Below are 17,128 nucleotides of genomic sequence, written 5' to 3'. Positions count from 1 at the left end.
GATACTAATCCAGAACTTCCTTCTAACGATATAGATGAAATTCCTGGTGATAATGGTGGTTCTGTAACTCCTCCATCTGTAGATACTGATGATCAAGAAGATACAACTACTACTCCTTCTGAAGGTGGTAACTGTCAAAAGGATGATGAAACTGTAGATAGTGATGATTCTTCTGAGGATACTAAAATTAATATTCCATATATAGGTGAAATTACAGCTATAATAAATAATGCAATAACAGAAGGCACTATTTCATTAGATAATAATGACACTGAAACAGATTCTATTATTAAAGTTAATATTAATAATGTAGAACTATTAAAAGTACAAGCTTTATTTGATAGTTTTTCAACTATAGCTAATGATGTTAAAATTACTTCTAATGATAACTATACAACTATCTCATTTAAAGTAAAAAAAGATTCAAATCCACTTTTACGTGAAAGTGATGAATATGTTGATATAGTATTAAATATAAAAAATGAATATACAGATCTAGTTGATATAGCAAATAACTTTGTTAAAAAGCTAGTATCTTCTGATAACTCTACAACTATAGAGAATGACAATATAGATAATAACGAAGTAGAATTAAATACTGATAACAAAGTAGAATCAAACACAACTACTAATACTGTTACTTCTAATACAAATGCTCAAACTTTAACAACAACAACTTTAAATAAAATTAAAGAATTACCTAAAACAGGTAATATCAGTTCCTTACCTTTAATCGGAACATTAACATTATCACTTGGAGTACTATTAAGAAGAAATAAGAAATAATTTAATATATTATGAGAAAGTAAATTACTTTCTCATAATATATTCTTTAACTCTAATATTATAATAATCTTTTATCAAATATATTTACTATAAAAATTTTAAAATAAAACTTTAAATGTTTTTCTCATTTTTTTTAATTCTAAATTCCTTATAATTATAATTTACTTGTATAAGAAAGACTTATCCATCCAGCACCACTCTTTAATTTTCCCAACAATTTTTCTCTTCTACTATTGTATAGACTTCATTCTTTTTAACAGTAGTAGCACTAGAGTAATTAGTTGCTGCTCCTTTTCTTACATTTAATATACTTGCTGCAATTCTTACTCTATAACTTGAATTTTTTGATTGAGTATTAGAAATATTTGTAGTATTGACTTGAATATTCTTATTTGCAATTGATTCAGCTATAGCCTTCCCGATTGCATCTGAACCTAATTTTTTACATAAAGCAACATCTTCTGTGCCTTCTACAAAGCAAGTTTCAACTATCATAGTTTTCATTTTAGTATGCTTTAACTCGTATAGACCTGTTCTAACTTTTTGCCCTCTATTTTTAAATCCTAATTCGCCTAATCCATTAACAACTCTTTATGCAATATCATTTTAATAATACATTTTTATAAAATAAAAGAACATGATCTACTCCTGCTCTTTACTTAACTCTTTCTTTTCGCTATCCTTTAGCTGTACTAATGCATCTTTAAGTTTTTCTGGTATAGGTAACCCTAACCCAGCACAATTTTCTAAAAGACTTATACCTTCACTTGCTATATAAAAGTAATAAATTAAAGTTCTAAACACCTTTGTTCCAGTATTTAATAACTAGTCTAACAGTACTGCGACAATTAATACTATAAGTATAACTGCTTTTCTTGCTATTCCTTTTAATCCTATGTCACTGGATATTTTTTGTTAAACCATGCTCTTAACACTCCTGTTGTATAATCTAATAACATAAATACTATTAGTACTACTATAGCTGTAACAATAACTTTAAAATAGCTTGATGAATTTTCCATACTATTATCTTCATTTCTCCAATCATTTGTATTTTTAAATATAAAAAAGAGCCTTTCGGCTCTAATATCTTGTAAATATTTTTATTTTAATAAAAAGAGTAAGTTATATTAATTTATTCCCTACTCAATTTAATATTATATGATTTATTTCAAAAAACTGATTTTAATATTTTAAATATTTCCTTTATCATATCATAATTATTAATAATACTTTCTTTGGTTACAATTGCATCAGCTGTAAACTCTGTAGCAACTTCGCTTATATCTTTAATATTATCAGTTATTTCAATTATATTTTTACTTACAATAGGTAATTTACTACATGTATATTCAATATTTTTCTTATTTTTTCTAATATTTCTAACACATTATTTATAGTTTTATTTAATTTAATTAAAACTATAATCCCAAGTACTAATATACCTATTAACAACCAAAAGATTATTCGTGTAAATAGATTGTTAAAACTAATATACATCTTTCCCCTACTCTATGTTATCACTTTCATTATTTTCTTCGATTAACTTTTCATCACTTTCATCAATTGTTATTTCTTGTATTGAAGAATCTTCCTTATTTTTCTTTTCTCTTAAATAATCATTTATTTAATATTTTTTCATAAAATATTATTGTGACTTATTTCACTAAAAAATAAGAGAATAAGTTGTCGCTTGCTACTAGATTTTATTTAATAACTTATTCTCTTTCTTTAATTTATTTTAATCTTTCTTTTATCTTTTCTTCTAATTGTTCAATTAAATTATTTGTTTCTGGATCTAATACAACAAAACTTTCTTTGTTATTAGATGATACTCTAATTCCAGCTTCGTCTACTTCTGATGTAGTATAAGCTATTCTATTACCTACATTATCTTTTACTACTGCAAATCCTGTTAGTAATTTCATATTTTCTCCCTCCATTAATAATAAATCTTCTAATTCAAATGTTAATACATCCATTAAAACATCTTCATTTATTTCCCCAAAGCCTAGATCTTCAAAATAATATTCTACTGTTTCATAATCATTAATAAATCGTGCTCCATAGCTTTTAGTTTCTTGTAAACAGTTCTTACTTCCACTTACGCTTAATGATTTAGTAACTATATTAGTATTATGGATTATATTTCTTTGTTCTTTATCCTTTTAGCTAAATCCTTAACTTTTATTTCTATAGTTTTTGCTATCTTAATAAACTCTTCATCAGATTTTCCAGTTGGATCTTCTAATCCCCAATCTTCCACATGTTTTGCTGGTAAATATGGACATACAACATTACATCCCATTTTTATAACAATATCAACCTCCGGTATATCACCCAACAATTTTGACCTTTGAGTTTCATTCATATCAATATGGTATAGATTCTTAATTATCCTTACCGCATCTTGATTAATTTGTGGCTTTGTTTCTGTTCCAGCTGAATAGCTTTCAAAAACATCTACTCCATATTTTTTTCCTAATGCTTCTGCCATTTGTGATCTACAAGAATTATGTACGCATATAAATGCTACCTTTGGTTTATTCATAATTAATCTCTCCCTATAAACTATATACTATTAAACACTTTAAATATAGATGATTATCTATATTTAGTCAATATTTTATATTTATAATATAATTAGTTTTTAAAATTACCATTGGTTTATATTTTTTATAACATACTCTCTAAATTGTTCTGCAATTTTTGAGATATAAGCTTCCTTCTTCCATCCCATATAAATTTTCTTATATCCAATATCATCTTTTATTCTTATTTTAGAAATTTTATTTGTATTAATCATAGGTGTATTTACAACTATTGAAATACCAGCTCCCGCAGAAACTAAGCTTGCAAGCATACTAGCCTCAGTAGGTTCCACCGATATTTTAGGTGTATAACCTATAAGTTCTGCATAAGATATCTTTTTTTCATTATCTCTTGTATTATAAACTATAAAATTTTCTTCTTTTAAATCTTTTAAATATACCTCTTCCTTATTAGATAAATAATGATTTTTAGGAACTATTAATACATATTCCTCTTTTTTTACTAGTGAAACTTCTATTTCAGGATAATCATTAATCCTTTTAATATTATCAAAAAACCCTAAATCTATTTTTCCATACTTTAAATCCTTTAATATTTCATCTGTACTTTCATTATTAAAGTTAAATTTTGTTTGCATATTGCTATTTAAAAAGTTACTTATTAAAAATGGAATAATTGTTGCACCTATACAATATGTAGATGCTATAGAAATAATCCCATCATTCTTCTTCTTCATATCTTGTATTTTTTCTATACCTCTTTCAATATCATTAAGTGCTGATTCAGCATACTTTAAAAATACATCTCCATACTTAGTTATTTTTATGTTGCGCCCTTCTCTTTCAAAAAGTGGCACATTTAATTCCTCTTCTAATTTTGAAATTGCTTTACTTAATGCTGGCTGAGTTACTAATAAAATATTTGATGCTGTAGTAAAGTTTTTTGTTTCTGATATAACTTTAAAATATTCTAATTGTTGCAAATTCATATTTTTCTCTCCTGCTAATAAATTTTATATAAATTCCTTATATCACTTAATTTTTAGTTGAGCTTGTAAAGTTCAAAATAAACCTATAACTTTTAGTTATATATTTATGAATATTATCAATTGGACTTATATTTTTAAGCGATGATATAATCACATTATTATTATCCAATTGCTTCTTTATTAATAAAGAAAATTATAAATTTTATGAATATAAAAGTCAAAAACAATGTTCAATTATAATTATTATTAATATAAAGTACAAAATAATATAAAGTATAATTTTAAATTTATAACTAAGGAGTGTGTGTTTAATGTTTAAAGTAGATAGAGAAAAATGTATAGCTTGTACACAATGTATTCAAGATTGTCCTGTTCGTGTTATTTCATTAAAAGATGGAAAAGCTGATATTAATAATGAAGGTTGCATCAAGTGTGCTCACTGTATTGCAGTCTGTCCTGTAGATGCCGTTTCAAGCGATGATTATAATATGGATGAAGTAAAACCTTATAATAAAGAAACTTTTACAGTTGAAGCTGAAAATCTTTTAAACTTCATTAAGTTTAGAAGAAGTGTTAGACGTTTTAAAAATAAACCTGTATAAAAAGAAAAACTTGAGCAAATTATTGAAGCAGGAAGATTTACTCAAACTTCAACTAACAGTCAAGATGTATCTTATACAGTAGTTACTGATAAATTAGATGAGTTAAAGGAATTAGCTTATTCTAGCCTAAAGAAAAAAGGAGAATATATATTAGCAAATTTAACTCCTGAAACAGAATATTTAAAAAGATATGCTAATATGTGGTTACATAGTTATTCTCAATTTAAAGAAGATCCTATAAAAAATGATAGATTATTCTTTAATGCTCCAGCAGTAATTTTTGTTACTTCTCCTTCACAAATTAATGGTGGATTAGCTTCTTCTAATATGGAGCTTATGACAGATGCTTTAGGCCTTGGTACTTTCTTTAGTGGCTTCTTATTAGTTGCTTCACAAGACAATAAAGAAATTTTAGATTTACTTGGAATAAAAGATGGCAAACAAATAATTTCATGTTTAGTAATTGGATATCCTGACGTTAAATATCAAAGAACTGTTCCAAGAAAGGAAGCTAATATAAACTGGCTTTAATTTTATATTACTTATGTTAACTTTCAAAAAAACTACGACATTTTTTGCCGTAGTTTTTTATTTTTAAATTAATCTTTAATTTTCTGCAAATTGGCTATTATATAATTCCTCATAGAAACCACCTTTAGCCATAAGTTCTTCATGATTGCCTTGCTCAATTATATTTCCGTCTTTAATTACTAAAATTAAATCAGCACTTCTTATAGTAGATAATCTATGAGCTATAACAAAGCTTGTTCTTCCTTTCATTACATTTTGCATTGCTTGTTGAAGCATAAGCTCTACTCTAGTATCAACTGAACTTGTTGCCTCATCTAATATAAGAATCTTAGGATCGGAAATTATTGCTCTTGCTATAGTTAATAATTGTTTTTCACCTTGAGATATATTTGATGCTTCTTCATTTAAGAACATATTATATCCATCAGGAAGTGTTTTTATAAAGTGATGTACATTTGCTATCTTAGCTGCAAGTATAACATCATTCTTTGTAGCCTCAAATCTACCATACTTTATATTATCTTCTATAGTACCATTAAATAACCATGTATCTTGAAGAACCATACCAAACATACTACGTAAATCTTCACGTTTCATATCTCTAGTATCTACTCCATCAATTTTAATTGCTCCACCTTTAAGCTCATAAAACCTCATAAGTAAATTAATTAATGTAGTTTTACCAGCACCTGTTGGTCCTACTATTGCTACCATTTGTCCTGATTTAACTTCTACATTTAAATCTTCAATTAAAATCTTATCATCACTATATCCAAATCTTACATGTTCAAAAGAAACATTTCCTTTTGGCTTATCTAACTTTATAGAATTTTCTTTATCTTCTAATTGTTCTTCTTCATTTAAGAATTCAAATACTCTATCAACAGCAGCAAAAGCTGATTGAATTGCTGATGATAATTGAGTTACTTGAGATAATGGTTGATTTATTTGCCATATATATCTTATAAATGCTTGAAGGTTACCAACTGTAATTCCTCCTGCAATTGATATAATAGCTCCAAATATCCCTATTGCAGCTATTCCTAAATAACATACTAATGAAACTAAAGGTCCCATAGTACTTGATATAAACTGCGCCTTAAAACCTGCAACTTGAAGTTCACCATTTATAGCAGTAAACTCCTCTATTGCATCCTCTTCCTTACCATATAGCTTTATTTCATTAAATCCTGTATACATTTCTTGAACTGTACCATTTAATTTACCTAAAGCATCTTGTTGAGTTTTAAAATATCCTTGCGACTTACTTACTACTACTCTTGAAACTATGTAGCTAAGTGGAATTATAAGTGTTCCTATTAATGCCATTTTAACATTTATAGAGTACATCATAATAAGAGCTAAGGTTACTGATAATACTGAATTTACAACTTGACTCAAACTTTGTTGAAGTGCATTTGAAATAGTATCTATATCATTTGTAATTCTACTTAATACATCACCATAACTATTTTTATCAAAATAACTAACTGGTAATCTTCTTATTTTATCTTGAACTGATCCTCTTAAATCTCTCATACTATTTTGAATAGCATTTGTAAGTAAAAAACTAGCTCCATAAGTTGCTAATGAATTTCCTAAATACACTACAAGCAATAAGATTAAAACTCCTGTAATATATTTAAAATTTACACTTGCCCCTTCTACACCTTTTATTAAATCAAAAGAATCATTAGTAAGTTGAGTTATAATTAAACCTTCAACTCTAGGTGCAAGTGCCGTAAATACAGCTGCTACTATTATAAGTAAAATAGCAGTCAAAAATCCTATTCTATATGGTTTAACAAAAGGAGTAATTTTTTTTATAGAATCTTTAATCTTTGTCATTATGCTAATTCCTCCTCTGTAAGTTGTGATAATGCTATTTCTTTATATATAGAGCATGTCTTTAATAGCTCCTTATGCTTTCCAATGCCAACTACTTCACCTTCATCTAAAACTATTATTTTATCTGCATCCATAATTGAACCTATTCTTTGAGCTACTATTAATACTATTGCATCAGTAGTTTCTTTCTTTAATTCAGCTCTTAAAATAGCATCTGTTTTGAAATCTAATGCTGAAAAACTATCATCAAAAATATAAATTTCTGGTTTTCTAACTAAAGCTCTTGCTATAGATAATCTTTGTTTTTGTCCCCCAGAAACATTTGATCCACCTTCACCTATTGGTTCATCAAATTCTTTTTCCTTCTTAGTTATAAAGTCATAAGCTTGTGCAACTTTTGCACTATGTACTACTTCCTCATGGCTTGCTTCATGTTTACCAAACTTAATATTACTTTTAATACTTCCTGTAAATAATAAAGTTTTTTGTCTTATAAATCCTATTTTTTTACGTAATGATTTTAACTTAAAATCTCTTACATCTACTCCATCTATTTTTATAGAACCACTAGTAACATCATAAAATCTTGGTATAAGATTTATAAGTGTAGATTTACCACTACCAGTACTTCCTATAAATGCTATTGTTTCTCCCTTTTTAGCTTTAAATGAAACATTTTTTATTACAGGTTCTTCTCCATCAGGATATACAAAAGTAACATCATTAAATTCTAATGTACCTTCATTATTTGTTTCTGTAACGCCATTTTCCGGATCTTTAATTAATGATTCTGAAGATAATATTTCTTCTATTCTTTCTGCTGAAACTTGTGCCTTTGGATACATAACAAATACATTAGAAAATAACATTAATGAAAACATTGCATGGAATAAATATTCTATAAATGCTACTAATTGTCCAATTTGTAATGTTCCTACATTAATCATTTTACTTGCTATCCAAAATAGTACTATTATTGCTAAATTAAGTAATAAGAAAAATGATGGTTGTGCTACTGACATTAACTTAAATAATTTCTTTGAAATACTTGCATATTTGTTATTTGCTTTATTAAATCTCTTGCTTTCATAATCATCATTACCAAAAGCTCTTATAACTCTTATACCTGTTAAATTTTCTCTTGATATTCTATTTAGTCTATCTAAGTTCTTTTGTTGAGTTTGTGACCATGGATGTGATGTTTTTGCTATTAGATATACACCCAATACTATAAGCGGTAATGTAACTACTAATATTATTGATAACTTAGCACTTGTTTTTAATATCATAAATAAGCTTATAACAAACATTACTGGACATATCATGGCCATTCTTAATATTGTATTTGTAAATTGCATTACTTGAAACGCATCGTTTGTTGTTCTTGTTATCATTGAAGATATACCAAACTTATCATATTCACTATGAGAAAAACTCTGTGCCTTTTTAAATATATCATTTCTTATATCTCTTACAACTTTTGTTGAAATATTTGCTGATGTATATCCTAAAAGTATACTTCCCATAACTCCTAATATTGAAATTGCTACAATTACAATTCCCATTCTCTTTATATAGCTTATATAATTATAAGCTATACCTTTGTCTATTACATTTGCCATTATTGTAGGTATTCCAAGTTCTACTAATGCAAAACCAAATACCCCTAATAAGTTTAATAAAATAAGACCTTTATAATTTTTTAAGTATCTTAATATTAATTTCACTTATTATCCCTCCTCTTGTAAATATAATCTTGTGTTTAATTTACTTATTTTAACATAATAAAGATTTTAATTTTACCCTCAAAAATATTTTATGTCAATAAAATATTTTCAATCCTCTTTTTTTATCTCTAATAATATAGAACTATATTTATTAATAAAATAAAATTAAATTAACTCTATGTCTAATTGACATAGAGCAGTTATAATTTATATATCTTCATCTTTATTAAGATAATTTATTATTAAATCTTAGAAAGAAGATTATTATATTCATTATATAATAGTGTTATTTCATCATTATATAGTGAATATAGCTGATTATTCATTTTTTCTAAATAATCATAATTTTCTATAACTTTTTTTACAACTTCTCCATCTATTTCACCTTTGTTTGTACAGTTACTTAATATTTCAATAACTTTATCTTTACTAAATCCATCCTTGTAAGACCTTTTTTGTATTAATGCTACAAATATATCCGCTACTGCAACAATTTTTTCACTTAATGTTAAATCTGAAAGTCCTCTAGGATATCCTTTACCATTCAATTTTTCATGATGGTTAGAGGCTATATTTAAAATATGTTCATGTTTTAAATTAGATAAAATTTCATATGTATATACAACATGCTGTTTCATAATTTCAAATTCAGCTTTTGTTAAAGGTCCTTCCTTTTTTAATATTTCATTTGGTATTGCTATTTTACCAATATCATGCAGTAGACTTCCTATTTTAAGATTATAGTATTCATTTTCGCTTAAATTAAAATATTTCCCTAGCATACAGCTAGTATTAGATACTGATAAAGAATGAAAATTTGTGATATCACATTTACAATCAATAATAAATGCTAAGCATAATATAATATCCTCTATAGTAATTACTTTATAGTTTAACAAATCCACTTCTTTCCAAAAATTCTCTTTATAACTTTCATTTAATACATTTTCTATTGCCATTTTAGCATTAGTATCCAAAAATCTATTTAAATAATTTGGGTTATACATATAAGATCTTTCATTTAAGAAGTCAATTACATCATTTACAGATGCTTGTTCATTAAATATATTGTAAATAGAAATATCATCAGCTAATTTAATAATATTACTTTCTAAAGGATTCTCAATATCATTAATTATATGATCCACATCATAGGTATTATGATGATATAAAATAAATTTACATATATCACTTTTGGGTAATAAAAATTTAAATAATAGATATCCTAATATACAATGCTCTTTTACCGCATTACCTTTTTCATATTTATCTAATGAATCACACATATTTGTTTTTTCTGCTGAAAAGTCATGAAAATATGCTGCTATAACTAATGAATTTTTAGTGTCTTCATCTATATCTAGATTTTTACATATCTTTAAAGTTAAATATGCTACTTGTAAACTATGTAAACAAGCATCTTTATCAAATCTTTCATATGCACTATTAACAGTTTTTAGTACATTAGTTATATTTAAACCTTTATTCACATTACCATCCTTCCCCTTTTTTAAACATATCTTTTTTATTATACACTAAACTATTCCATATTTCATCCTATTCAATAATAATTGACTACAAAAAAAAAGACATTCACAACTAAGCAAATGCCTTTTTACTTTGCTACTTATTACTTGTTACATATTCATTGTAAAAATTAGTTAGTATATCATATTCTTCTTGTGCTAAGAATTTACTATTATACTTTTCATCTAAATCTTTTTGTGTAAATCCTATGTATCTTATTTTGTTCTTATATAACTCAATAAGACCTAATCTTACATTATTATTTTCACTCATATATCATATCTCCTTGTCCTTTAATTTAATTTTCTCTATTATACACCACTTTTTTATTTTGTCGCAATTATTTTTAATTTCTAACCTCTTATTGTATCCATACATTAGCACTTTCTATATAGTTAGTGTATTTTATTAATATGGAAATTTTGTTGGAGGCTATTATAATGAAAAAACATATTAGTACTAGAGATATAACTAAAATTGCAATTATGGCTGCATTAGTTTTTGTAGCAACTTTTTTAATTAAAATCCCTTCATTAAATGGATATACACATATAGGTGATTCTATGGTTATTATATCTGCTTTAATTTTAGGAAAGAAAAAAGGAGCTTTAGCTGCTGGTTTAGGAGCTGCATTATGTGATTTGTTAAGTGGATATATGCAATATATCATTCCTACATTTTTAATTAAGGCTATTATGGTATTAATCATTGCTATAATTGCTGAAAATCTAATTAGTAAAACTAAATTTGCTTGGATTATTGGATCTATTATTGGATGTACTTTTCAAGTTATTGGTTACTGTTTAGTTGAAACTGTAATGTACGGATTTGCTGGTGCAATTGCTTCTGTTCCAGGTAACATTATTCAATCAATTGTTGGAATAGTATTAGCCCTTGTTTTAGCTACAGCACTTGAAAAATCTAATATATTAAAAATGTTAAGAAGTGCTTAATATAATAAAAATGCTGCATAAAAATTATGTGGCATTTTTATTATATTATATTTTTTATTTACACTAAAAAAATTCCCTAATAGCATTTTACTACTATTAAGGAATTTCTATATATTTTATTTATTAGAATCCAAATGGTATTCCGAATGCAAAGAATCCTAATAAAAGAATTGTCCAACCAACTAAAAAGCTTACTGAGTAAGGCATCATTAACCTTATCATATCACCAATTGTATATTCTGGCTTGTACTTTCTCATGTATACTAATATAATACCTGCATAAGACATTAATGGAGTTATTATGTTAGTTGATGAGTCAGCAACTCTATAAGCAGCAGCAACAACTTCTGGTGTCATGTTTGAATTTACTTGATATAACATTGGTAAGAATATTGGTCCAAGTAACATCCATTTTGAGGTTAATCCACCAACAAATAAGTTTATTACAGCTGTTATTAATATAAATCCTATTATTAAAAGTATTGGATACTCTGATAAATTCATAGATTTTAATAAGTTACCACCTAAGTAAGTAATATAAGTTCCAAGTCCACTCTTAGTTAATAATGCAAGGAAGTTATATGAGAAGAATGTTAAAACAAGTACTGATCCCATAGAACCCATTTGCTTAGACATACCTTTTACTACATCATTAGCATTTTTAAACTTTCCAACTTTTATACCATAGAATACACCAGGCATAAAGAATAAGAATGTTATTATTAATATAATGTTATCCATAAATGGAGTTACTTTTGAACCTGTTTCTGCATCTACAAATGTCTTTAATGGTCCAAAATATAATCCTACTACACAAGCAACTGAAATTAAAAATCCTAAACCTGCAAACTTAAGAGCTTTATTTTCTACAGGCTTAACTGTAAAATCATCTAAGTTCATATCTTTTGGAATTACATAGCTTTCTTTTTCAAGTCTTGGCTTGATTATTTTTATAGTTACAAAAGCACCTATAGCTGCTAGCATAAAAGTAGAAGCAACTACGAAGTAATAATGCATAGTAGCTGGATTTAATGCTTCTCCAGCAGCATTAGTAAAAGGTATTCCTTGTCCTTCTGCAAATATCTTTGCATTGTTACCAATTATTATATCAATTGGTGTAGCTGGAATTAAGTTAGCACTAAACCCTGCTGAAACCCCTGCAAAAGCTGCAGCCATACCTATAAGTGGATTTTTCTTTAATCCTGCATATAAAAGTCCTGCTAAAGGTATTAAAATTACATAACCTGCATCAGTAGCTATACTACTCATTATTCCTAAAAATACTAAAACTATTGGAAGCATTTTATCTGAAACTTTTAATCCTACTTTTTTAATTAATGTAGATAAAAGTCCTGATTCTTCTGCAAGACCAACTCCTAGCATAACAACTAGAATTGTACCTAGTACCCCTCCACCATATGCTAACCAGTTGTTAAGTAATGCATTTGAAAATATCCATTGAACATTTTCTGCATCAAACATATTTAAAATAGTATGTGTTGTATAAGATCCATCTCCATTCAGAACATCGAATGTTTTTCCCCCTAAGAAGAAAGTAGCAGCTAAAACAACAACATAAAATATTGCAAATATTATAACTGGATCTGGTATTTTCTTCCCTATCTTTTCAATTAAAGATACTTTTCGCTTTTCTTGTAAATCAATCACTTTTCTTTCGTTTCTCTGTTCCATCTTATCCCCCCGCATATAAGTTAATTATTACTATATAACTAAATTTATTATAATATTACTATATTTTTATTAATTTATCAACCTTTTTAATATATTTTTATACTTTTTATAACAAAACATTATTATTTTAAAATATCAATAAAAAAAATAAATTTTAGCAAAATAATTCTTGCATTAAAATATTACTTATATTAAATTGTGTCGATACATGCAAAAAACTAGATTTCAATACCAATGTATGACAAAACAAAAAAATTCTAGACTCAATGCGTCTAGAATTTATAATTAAACAATTGTATAATATATTAAAATATACTACTCTATATATCAAATATTCACTATTTTGCCTTAGTAAAATCTAACATTACTTCTCCATCACTAATAATTATTATTTTATTTTTATTTGTTATTACACCTGCATTACATTTTCTATTACAATTAATATTTTTATATACTATATCATCATTTTCATCTAGTACTATTATGGCTGACTCTTTATCTTTAGTAAGAAATTGATATTGTAGATTATATGACCCAGTATCTTCTTTATTAATCTGATAAATTCCTTCTTTATAAACTTCACTAATTGGGGATATAGGAGTGCTAGCATTTACTTTAACTGTAAAAATAATAAGACATAAAAATATTGAAGATAATAAAATTATAACTTTGTTCTTCATCCGTTTCACCTCAAGAAATATTATCTCCTATAATTTTATAATTATTAAAAAAATCACTTAAAACTTACTTTATTATTTTACATACCTTATCTATTTGTCCAGTTAAATAAAAAACTACATTTTCACAAGAAATTCTTTGTAAATCCTTAATTGAATCTTCTGAATAAAAAGCAGCATGCGGTGTTATTATTACATTTTCTCTATTTAATAACTTATTATTTTCTAAGTCCTGTCCCTCTCCTTTTAATACATCTAATCCAGCTCCACTAATTAAATTGTTATCTAAAGCATAAGCTAAATCATCTTCTATTACTGCATCGCCTCTACCTACATTTATGAAAATAGGCTTTCTCTTCATTTTTTTAAACTTCTCTATTGAAAAGAAGTATGTATTACTACTATTTTGACTCATATGATTACTTATTATATCTGCATTTTCATATATAAAGTCTTCATCAACTAATTTAACTCCTAACTTATCAGCTTCTTCTTTAGATGTATGATGATTAAAAACTAAAATATTTATTCCAAAAATTTGTGCCCTTTTAGCAACTGCCTTTCCTATTTTTCCAAAATCAAAAATACCTAAATTTAATCCACTAAGTCTTTTTAAACTCCCTATTGAATAATATTTCCAAACTCTTTTTTCTTCAATTTCTTTTCCATAATATTTTAAACCTCTAGCTAATGCTAAAATAAGCGCCATTGTATGGTCTGCAACTTCTTCTGTACAATATTCATCTATTGCACAAACTGCTATATTTCTTTTTTTAGCTTCTTCTAAATCTACTATATTATAACCTGTTGCATTTATTGATATTACTTTTAAATTCTTAGCTCTACTTAATACTTCCTTATATAATTTTATATAGGCAGTAATTATTGAATCTGCATCTTCTATTACACTAATAAACTCCTCTTTATTACCTGTATACTCATATATAACAACTTCAGCATCTTTAATTTTTTTCAATGTAGATATTTCATACTCTAAATCTCTATCCATTATATATGAATAATCACTTATTACAATTTTCATTATATTCTCCTTACCCCCAATCCTCATATTACTATACTTATAATCTTCTTTTATAATTAATGCTATTTCTCCCTTAAACACAAAATATAATTTATAATATAAAAATCTGTGCAAACTAAAATTTACACAGATTTCTTAAATTCTTTTAAACTATTAAATTTTTTTAATTCATTAAAGTTACTATCATTTCTTCTACGGTAAAAACATCATTAGTTTCAAATATCTCTGCTAAACTTTCAATATTTTCTTCTAAATGCTCTATATCCTTTGAATAAGTATGAGCTATATCAACTATATCAGCATCTGTGAAATCACCTTCTTCAGTAAATCTTGTTACTGCTAACTCTTTAATCATCAAATAACTTACTATAGCTGTTTTTACTTTTGCTGATACATCATAATCAAAAACAGCTTTCATAAAGTATCTAAATATAAAATAAACTAAAATATGCTCAAATTTATACATTGATTTTTCATAATATTTATTAAAGTCTTTATTCTTAGCTAAGTATATTTCTTTATCATCTTCATTTTGCCAAAAATATCTTATTGCATCATCTAAGCCTAAAGGATCATTTGGATGTATATGCTTTAAATTTTTAAATACTTTAAAATACTCATGCATATTATTATATTTATTATTTTCTTTATTCTTATATTTTTCTAAATCACATAAAAATTCCTTTATAAAACTTTCATTGCTATACTTTTCTCTAATAGATTTAATATCACCTATTTCACTTTCATCTATCTTATCTTGAATTTCTTTAGCAAAAGAAATCACTATTGATGCCCTAGCATTTAATTCTAGATTTCTATCTTGAAGAATATCAAAAACTATCTTTCTACATTGCATAAGCTCTATATAAAGTCTAGCATTAATATCATTATATCCACTAACTTCTTCATCATTTTCACTTAATTCAAATATAGCCTTCTTAGAATCTCTTAATATTATTCTAGCCGCCTCTGGACATGATAAAGAAATTCCCATTTCACGTAAGCTTCCAAACTCCTCTAAATACCTTGGATACTGCCTACATGTATAACAAAGCCCCTCTTCTCCAAGTTCATTATATATATCACATAACTTATTTTCATTTAAAAATGGACAGTCATTTCCTTTTAATACAAATATATTTTCTCCGGCATCATGTACTATTTCACTTTTTAATCTATCACCAAATACTCCATCTACCTTTTGATACTTGGAATAAGTTTCATCATCAATTACTATTCCCCAACCTGCACAACATGTATCTTCACATTCTGATGCTATACATTTAAAATCTTTAAAATATTCTGGTACTCTTATTTTCATTTTCTAACCTCACATCTTACGTTATTAAACCTAAATATCTTTCAGATTTCATTTTAATATTTATTAATTATAGTATCAAGTTTCTAAATTCATATATTTATTAACTAAATCTACTATTTATTTTCTACACTTATTAAACTCAACATAAATATTAGCAAGAGTTCTATTGATAAAATCATTTGTAACATAAGCATTATCTGAAAATAATAATCCATAATCACTATTAAACCTACTAAGCATAAGAATAATATAAAAATTAGTAATACTTATATCTATGGTACCAGTAAAAAGTGCAATTACTGCATTAGAATTTGAAATTACATATGTTAAAGCTGGAACAAAAGAACTGTCTAAATCATAATTATTCTCCATAACTTTTTTTATAAATTCATCTGCCTTTTCATCATCATGAATCTTTACATTGCTATCAAAATTTATATTTCCTTTTTCTACTTCATTAATATATAGACCTATAATAAAACAATATAAATCTATTTGTAAATTTGCATTTGCATTTACATTAAATGTGGCTGGATTTATAGGGTTATAATTTTGATTATTAAATTTTGAATAGTTATATGTTAAAAAGAAATATAATCTATTAAGATTTCTATATAAAATTTGACCATCTTTTACCAACGGATTAGGACTTCCTAAAAATTTAGCACATGGAGGAAGCTCAAAATTTTCTAATGGATCACAATTGCAATTATTTTTGCACTTTTTCCTTCTTTTTTTCTTCAATAATTTTTCCTCTTAAATTGCTATATATTATCCTATGATTCTTTATATTTCTATTCCACTTATTTTTAACTATTCAATTTTATTAAGAATAATTTATCTCTTAAATTTAAAATTTTCACTCTAATATCATAAAAATA

General features: G+C 25.9%; 15 protein-coding genes and 2 pseudogenes. 3 read left to right on the top strand and 14 right to left on the bottom strand.

Translation table 11 applies throughout. The annotated features are described in order from the left end of the window. The coding region (locus EJJ37_RS13265) for an LPXTG cell wall anchor domain-containing protein (RefSeq protein ID WP_133016059.1) at positions 1–786 on the top strand (786 nt) is incomplete at its 5' end. 201 nt (positions 787–987) lie between these two features. Here EJJ37_RS13265 and EJJ37_RS20895 read toward each other — a convergent pair. The 5 genes and pseudogenes from EJJ37_RS20895 to EJJ37_RS13240 all read right to left on the bottom strand — a co-directional run bounded on the left by EJJ37_RS20895 (position 988) and on the right by EJJ37_RS13240 (position 4,327). Further along, entirely contained in the window at positions 988–1,290 is a 303-nt protein-coding gene (locus EJJ37_RS20895; RefSeq protein ID WP_476695894.1) for a hypothetical protein, read from the bottom strand. Between the two features lie 138 nt (positions 1,291–1,428). Then, positions 1,429–1,808: pseudogene (locus EJJ37_RS13255) on the bottom strand (phage holin family protein). A 714-nt stretch (positions 1,809–2,522) separates the two neighbouring features. Beyond that, the gene (locus EJJ37_RS13250; protein WP_133016058.1) at positions 2,523–2,714 is read right to left on the bottom strand and encodes a hypothetical protein; all 192 of its coding nucleotides are present in this window, start codon (positions 2,712–2,714) and stop codon (positions 2,523–2,525) included. 215 nt (positions 2,715–2,929) lie between these two features. Continuing rightward, entirely contained in the window at positions 2,930–3,337 is a 408-nt protein-coding gene (locus tag EJJ37_RS13245; protein WP_133016057.1) for an arsenate reductase ArsC, read from the bottom strand. A 105-nt stretch (positions 3,338–3,442) separates the two neighbouring features. Then, complete coding sequence (locus EJJ37_RS13240; protein WP_133016056.1) at positions 3,443–4,327, bottom strand: LysR family transcriptional regulator; 885 nt, start codon at positions 4,325–4,327, stop codon at positions 3,443–3,445. Positions 4,328–4,638: 311 nt separating this feature from the next. Here EJJ37_RS13240 and EJJ37_RS13235 point away from each other — a divergent pair. Further along, positions 4,639–5,460: pseudogene (locus EJJ37_RS13235) on the top strand (nitroreductase family protein). A gap of 75 nt (positions 5,461–5,535) precedes the next feature. On the opposite strand, the gene EJJ37_RS13230 reads toward EJJ37_RS13235, so the two are convergent. The 4 genes from EJJ37_RS13230 to EJJ37_RS20285 all read right to left on the bottom strand — a co-directional run bounded on the left by EJJ37_RS13230 (position 5,536) and on the right by EJJ37_RS20285 (position 10,835). Then, positions 5,536–7,308 (bottom strand): ABC transporter ATP-binding protein, encoded by a 1,773-nt coding sequence (locus tag EJJ37_RS13230; RefSeq protein WP_133016055.1) that lies wholly within the window; start codon positions 7,306–7,308, stop codon positions 5,536–5,538. Beyond that, positions 7,308–9,035 (bottom strand): ABC transporter ATP-binding protein, encoded by a 1,728-nt coding sequence (locus EJJ37_RS13225; protein ID WP_133016054.1) that lies wholly within the window; start codon positions 9,033–9,035, stop codon positions 7,308–7,310. Before EJJ37_RS13225 ends, EJJ37_RS13230 begins: the two co-directional genes overlap by 1 nt. Before the next feature lie 242 nt (positions 9,036–9,277). Then, the gene (locus tag EJJ37_RS13220; RefSeq protein WP_133016053.1) at positions 9,278–10,525 is read right to left on the bottom strand and encodes an HD domain-containing phosphohydrolase; all 1,248 of its coding nucleotides are present in this window, start codon (positions 10,523–10,525) and stop codon (positions 9,278–9,280) included. A gap of 133 nt (positions 10,526–10,658) precedes the next feature. Continuing rightward, on the bottom strand, positions 10,659–10,835 hold the full coding sequence (locus tag EJJ37_RS20285; protein ID WP_166484764.1) for a hypothetical protein: 177 nt from the start codon (positions 10,833–10,835) through the stop codon (positions 10,659–10,661). A 167-nt stretch (positions 10,836–11,002) separates the two neighbouring features. Here EJJ37_RS20285 and EJJ37_RS13215 point away from each other — a divergent pair, with 167 nt between their 5' ends. Then, positions 11,003–11,515, top strand: coding sequence for an ECF transporter S component (locus tag EJJ37_RS13215; protein WP_243124892.1), 513 nt, complete (start codon positions 11,003–11,005; stop codon positions 11,513–11,515). A gap of 123 nt (positions 11,516–11,638) precedes the next feature. Here the strand turns inward: EJJ37_RS13215 and EJJ37_RS13210 are convergent, their stop codons facing one another. The 5 genes from EJJ37_RS13210 to EJJ37_RS13190 all read right to left on the bottom strand — a co-directional run bounded on the left by EJJ37_RS13210 (position 11,639) and on the right by EJJ37_RS13190 (position 16,991). After that, positions 11,639–13,207 (bottom strand): AbgT family transporter, encoded by a 1,569-nt coding sequence (locus EJJ37_RS13210; RefSeq protein ID WP_133016052.1) that lies wholly within the window; start codon positions 13,205–13,207, stop codon positions 11,639–11,641. A gap of 338 nt (positions 13,208–13,545) precedes the next feature. Further along, a complete protein-coding gene (locus EJJ37_RS13205) occupies positions 13,546–13,887 on the bottom strand; it encodes a hypothetical protein (protein ID WP_133016051.1) in 342 nt (113 codons plus the stop codon). Positions 13,888–13,951: 64 nt separating this feature from the next. After that, positions 13,952–14,926 (bottom strand): NAD(P)-dependent oxidoreductase, encoded by a 975-nt coding sequence (locus EJJ37_RS13200; protein WP_133016050.1) that lies wholly within the window; start codon positions 14,924–14,926, stop codon positions 13,952–13,954. A 163-nt stretch (positions 14,927–15,089) separates the two neighbouring features. Next, positions 15,090–16,247 (bottom strand): flagellin lysine-N-methylase, encoded by a 1,158-nt coding sequence (fliB, locus tag EJJ37_RS13195; protein ID WP_133016049.1) that lies wholly within the window; start codon positions 16,245–16,247, stop codon positions 15,090–15,092. Between the two features lie 117 nt (positions 16,248–16,364). Beyond that, complete coding sequence (locus EJJ37_RS13190; RefSeq protein WP_133016048.1) at positions 16,365–16,991, bottom strand: hypothetical protein; 627 nt, start codon at positions 16,989–16,991, stop codon at positions 16,365–16,367. Positions 16,992–17,128 lie beyond the last annotated feature (137 nt).

This window comes from Clostridium cuniculi, assembly GCF_004353185.1.
In the GTDB taxonomy this organism is placed as follows: domain Bacteria; phylum Bacillota; class Clostridia; order Clostridiales; family Clostridiaceae; genus Clostridium; species Clostridium cuniculi.
This window is presented reverse-complemented; position numbering and strand designations above follow the sequence as displayed.

Excerpts from the sequence above, each read along its gene's own strand:
- EJJ37_RS20895 (WP_476695894.1), bottom strand. The coding sequence starts at position 1,290 with ATGAAAACTATGATAGTTGAAACTTGCTTTGTAGAAGGCACAGAAGAT.
- EJJ37_RS13250 (WP_133016058.1), bottom strand. The coding sequence starts at position 2,714 with ATGAAATTACTAACAGGATTTGCAGTAGTAAAAGATAATGTAGGTAAT.
- EJJ37_RS13245 (WP_133016057.1), bottom strand. The coding sequence starts at position 3,337 with ATGAATAAACCAAAGGTAGCATTTATATGCGTACATAATTCTTGTAGA.
- EJJ37_RS13240 (WP_133016056.1), bottom strand. The coding sequence starts at position 4,327 with ATGAATTTGCAACAATTAGAATATTTTAAAGTTATATCAGAAACAAAA.
- EJJ37_RS13230 (WP_133016055.1), bottom strand. The coding sequence starts at position 7,308 with ATGACAAAGATTAAAGATTCTATAAAAAAAATTACTCCTTTTGTTAAA.
- EJJ37_RS20285 (WP_166484764.1), bottom strand. The coding sequence starts at position 10,835 with ATGAGTGAAAATAATAATGTAAGATTAGGTCTTATTGAGTTATATAAG.
- EJJ37_RS13215 (WP_243124892.1), top strand. The coding sequence starts at position 11,003 with ATGAAAAAACATATTAGTACTAGAGATATAACTAAAATTGCAATTATG.
- EJJ37_RS13210 (WP_133016052.1), bottom strand. The coding sequence starts at position 13,207 with ATGGAACAGAGAAACGAAAGAAAAGTGATTGATTTACAAGAAAAGCGA.
- EJJ37_RS13205 (WP_133016051.1), bottom strand. The coding sequence starts at position 13,887 with ATGAAGAACAAAGTTATAATTTTATTATCTTCAATATTTTTATGTCTT.
- EJJ37_RS13200 (WP_133016050.1), bottom strand. The coding sequence starts at position 14,926 with ATGAAAATTGTAATAAGTGATTATTCATATATAATGGATAGAGATTTA.
- fliB (WP_133016049.1), bottom strand. The coding sequence starts at position 16,247 with ATGAAAATAAGAGTACCAGAATATTTTAAAGATTTTAAATGTATAGCA.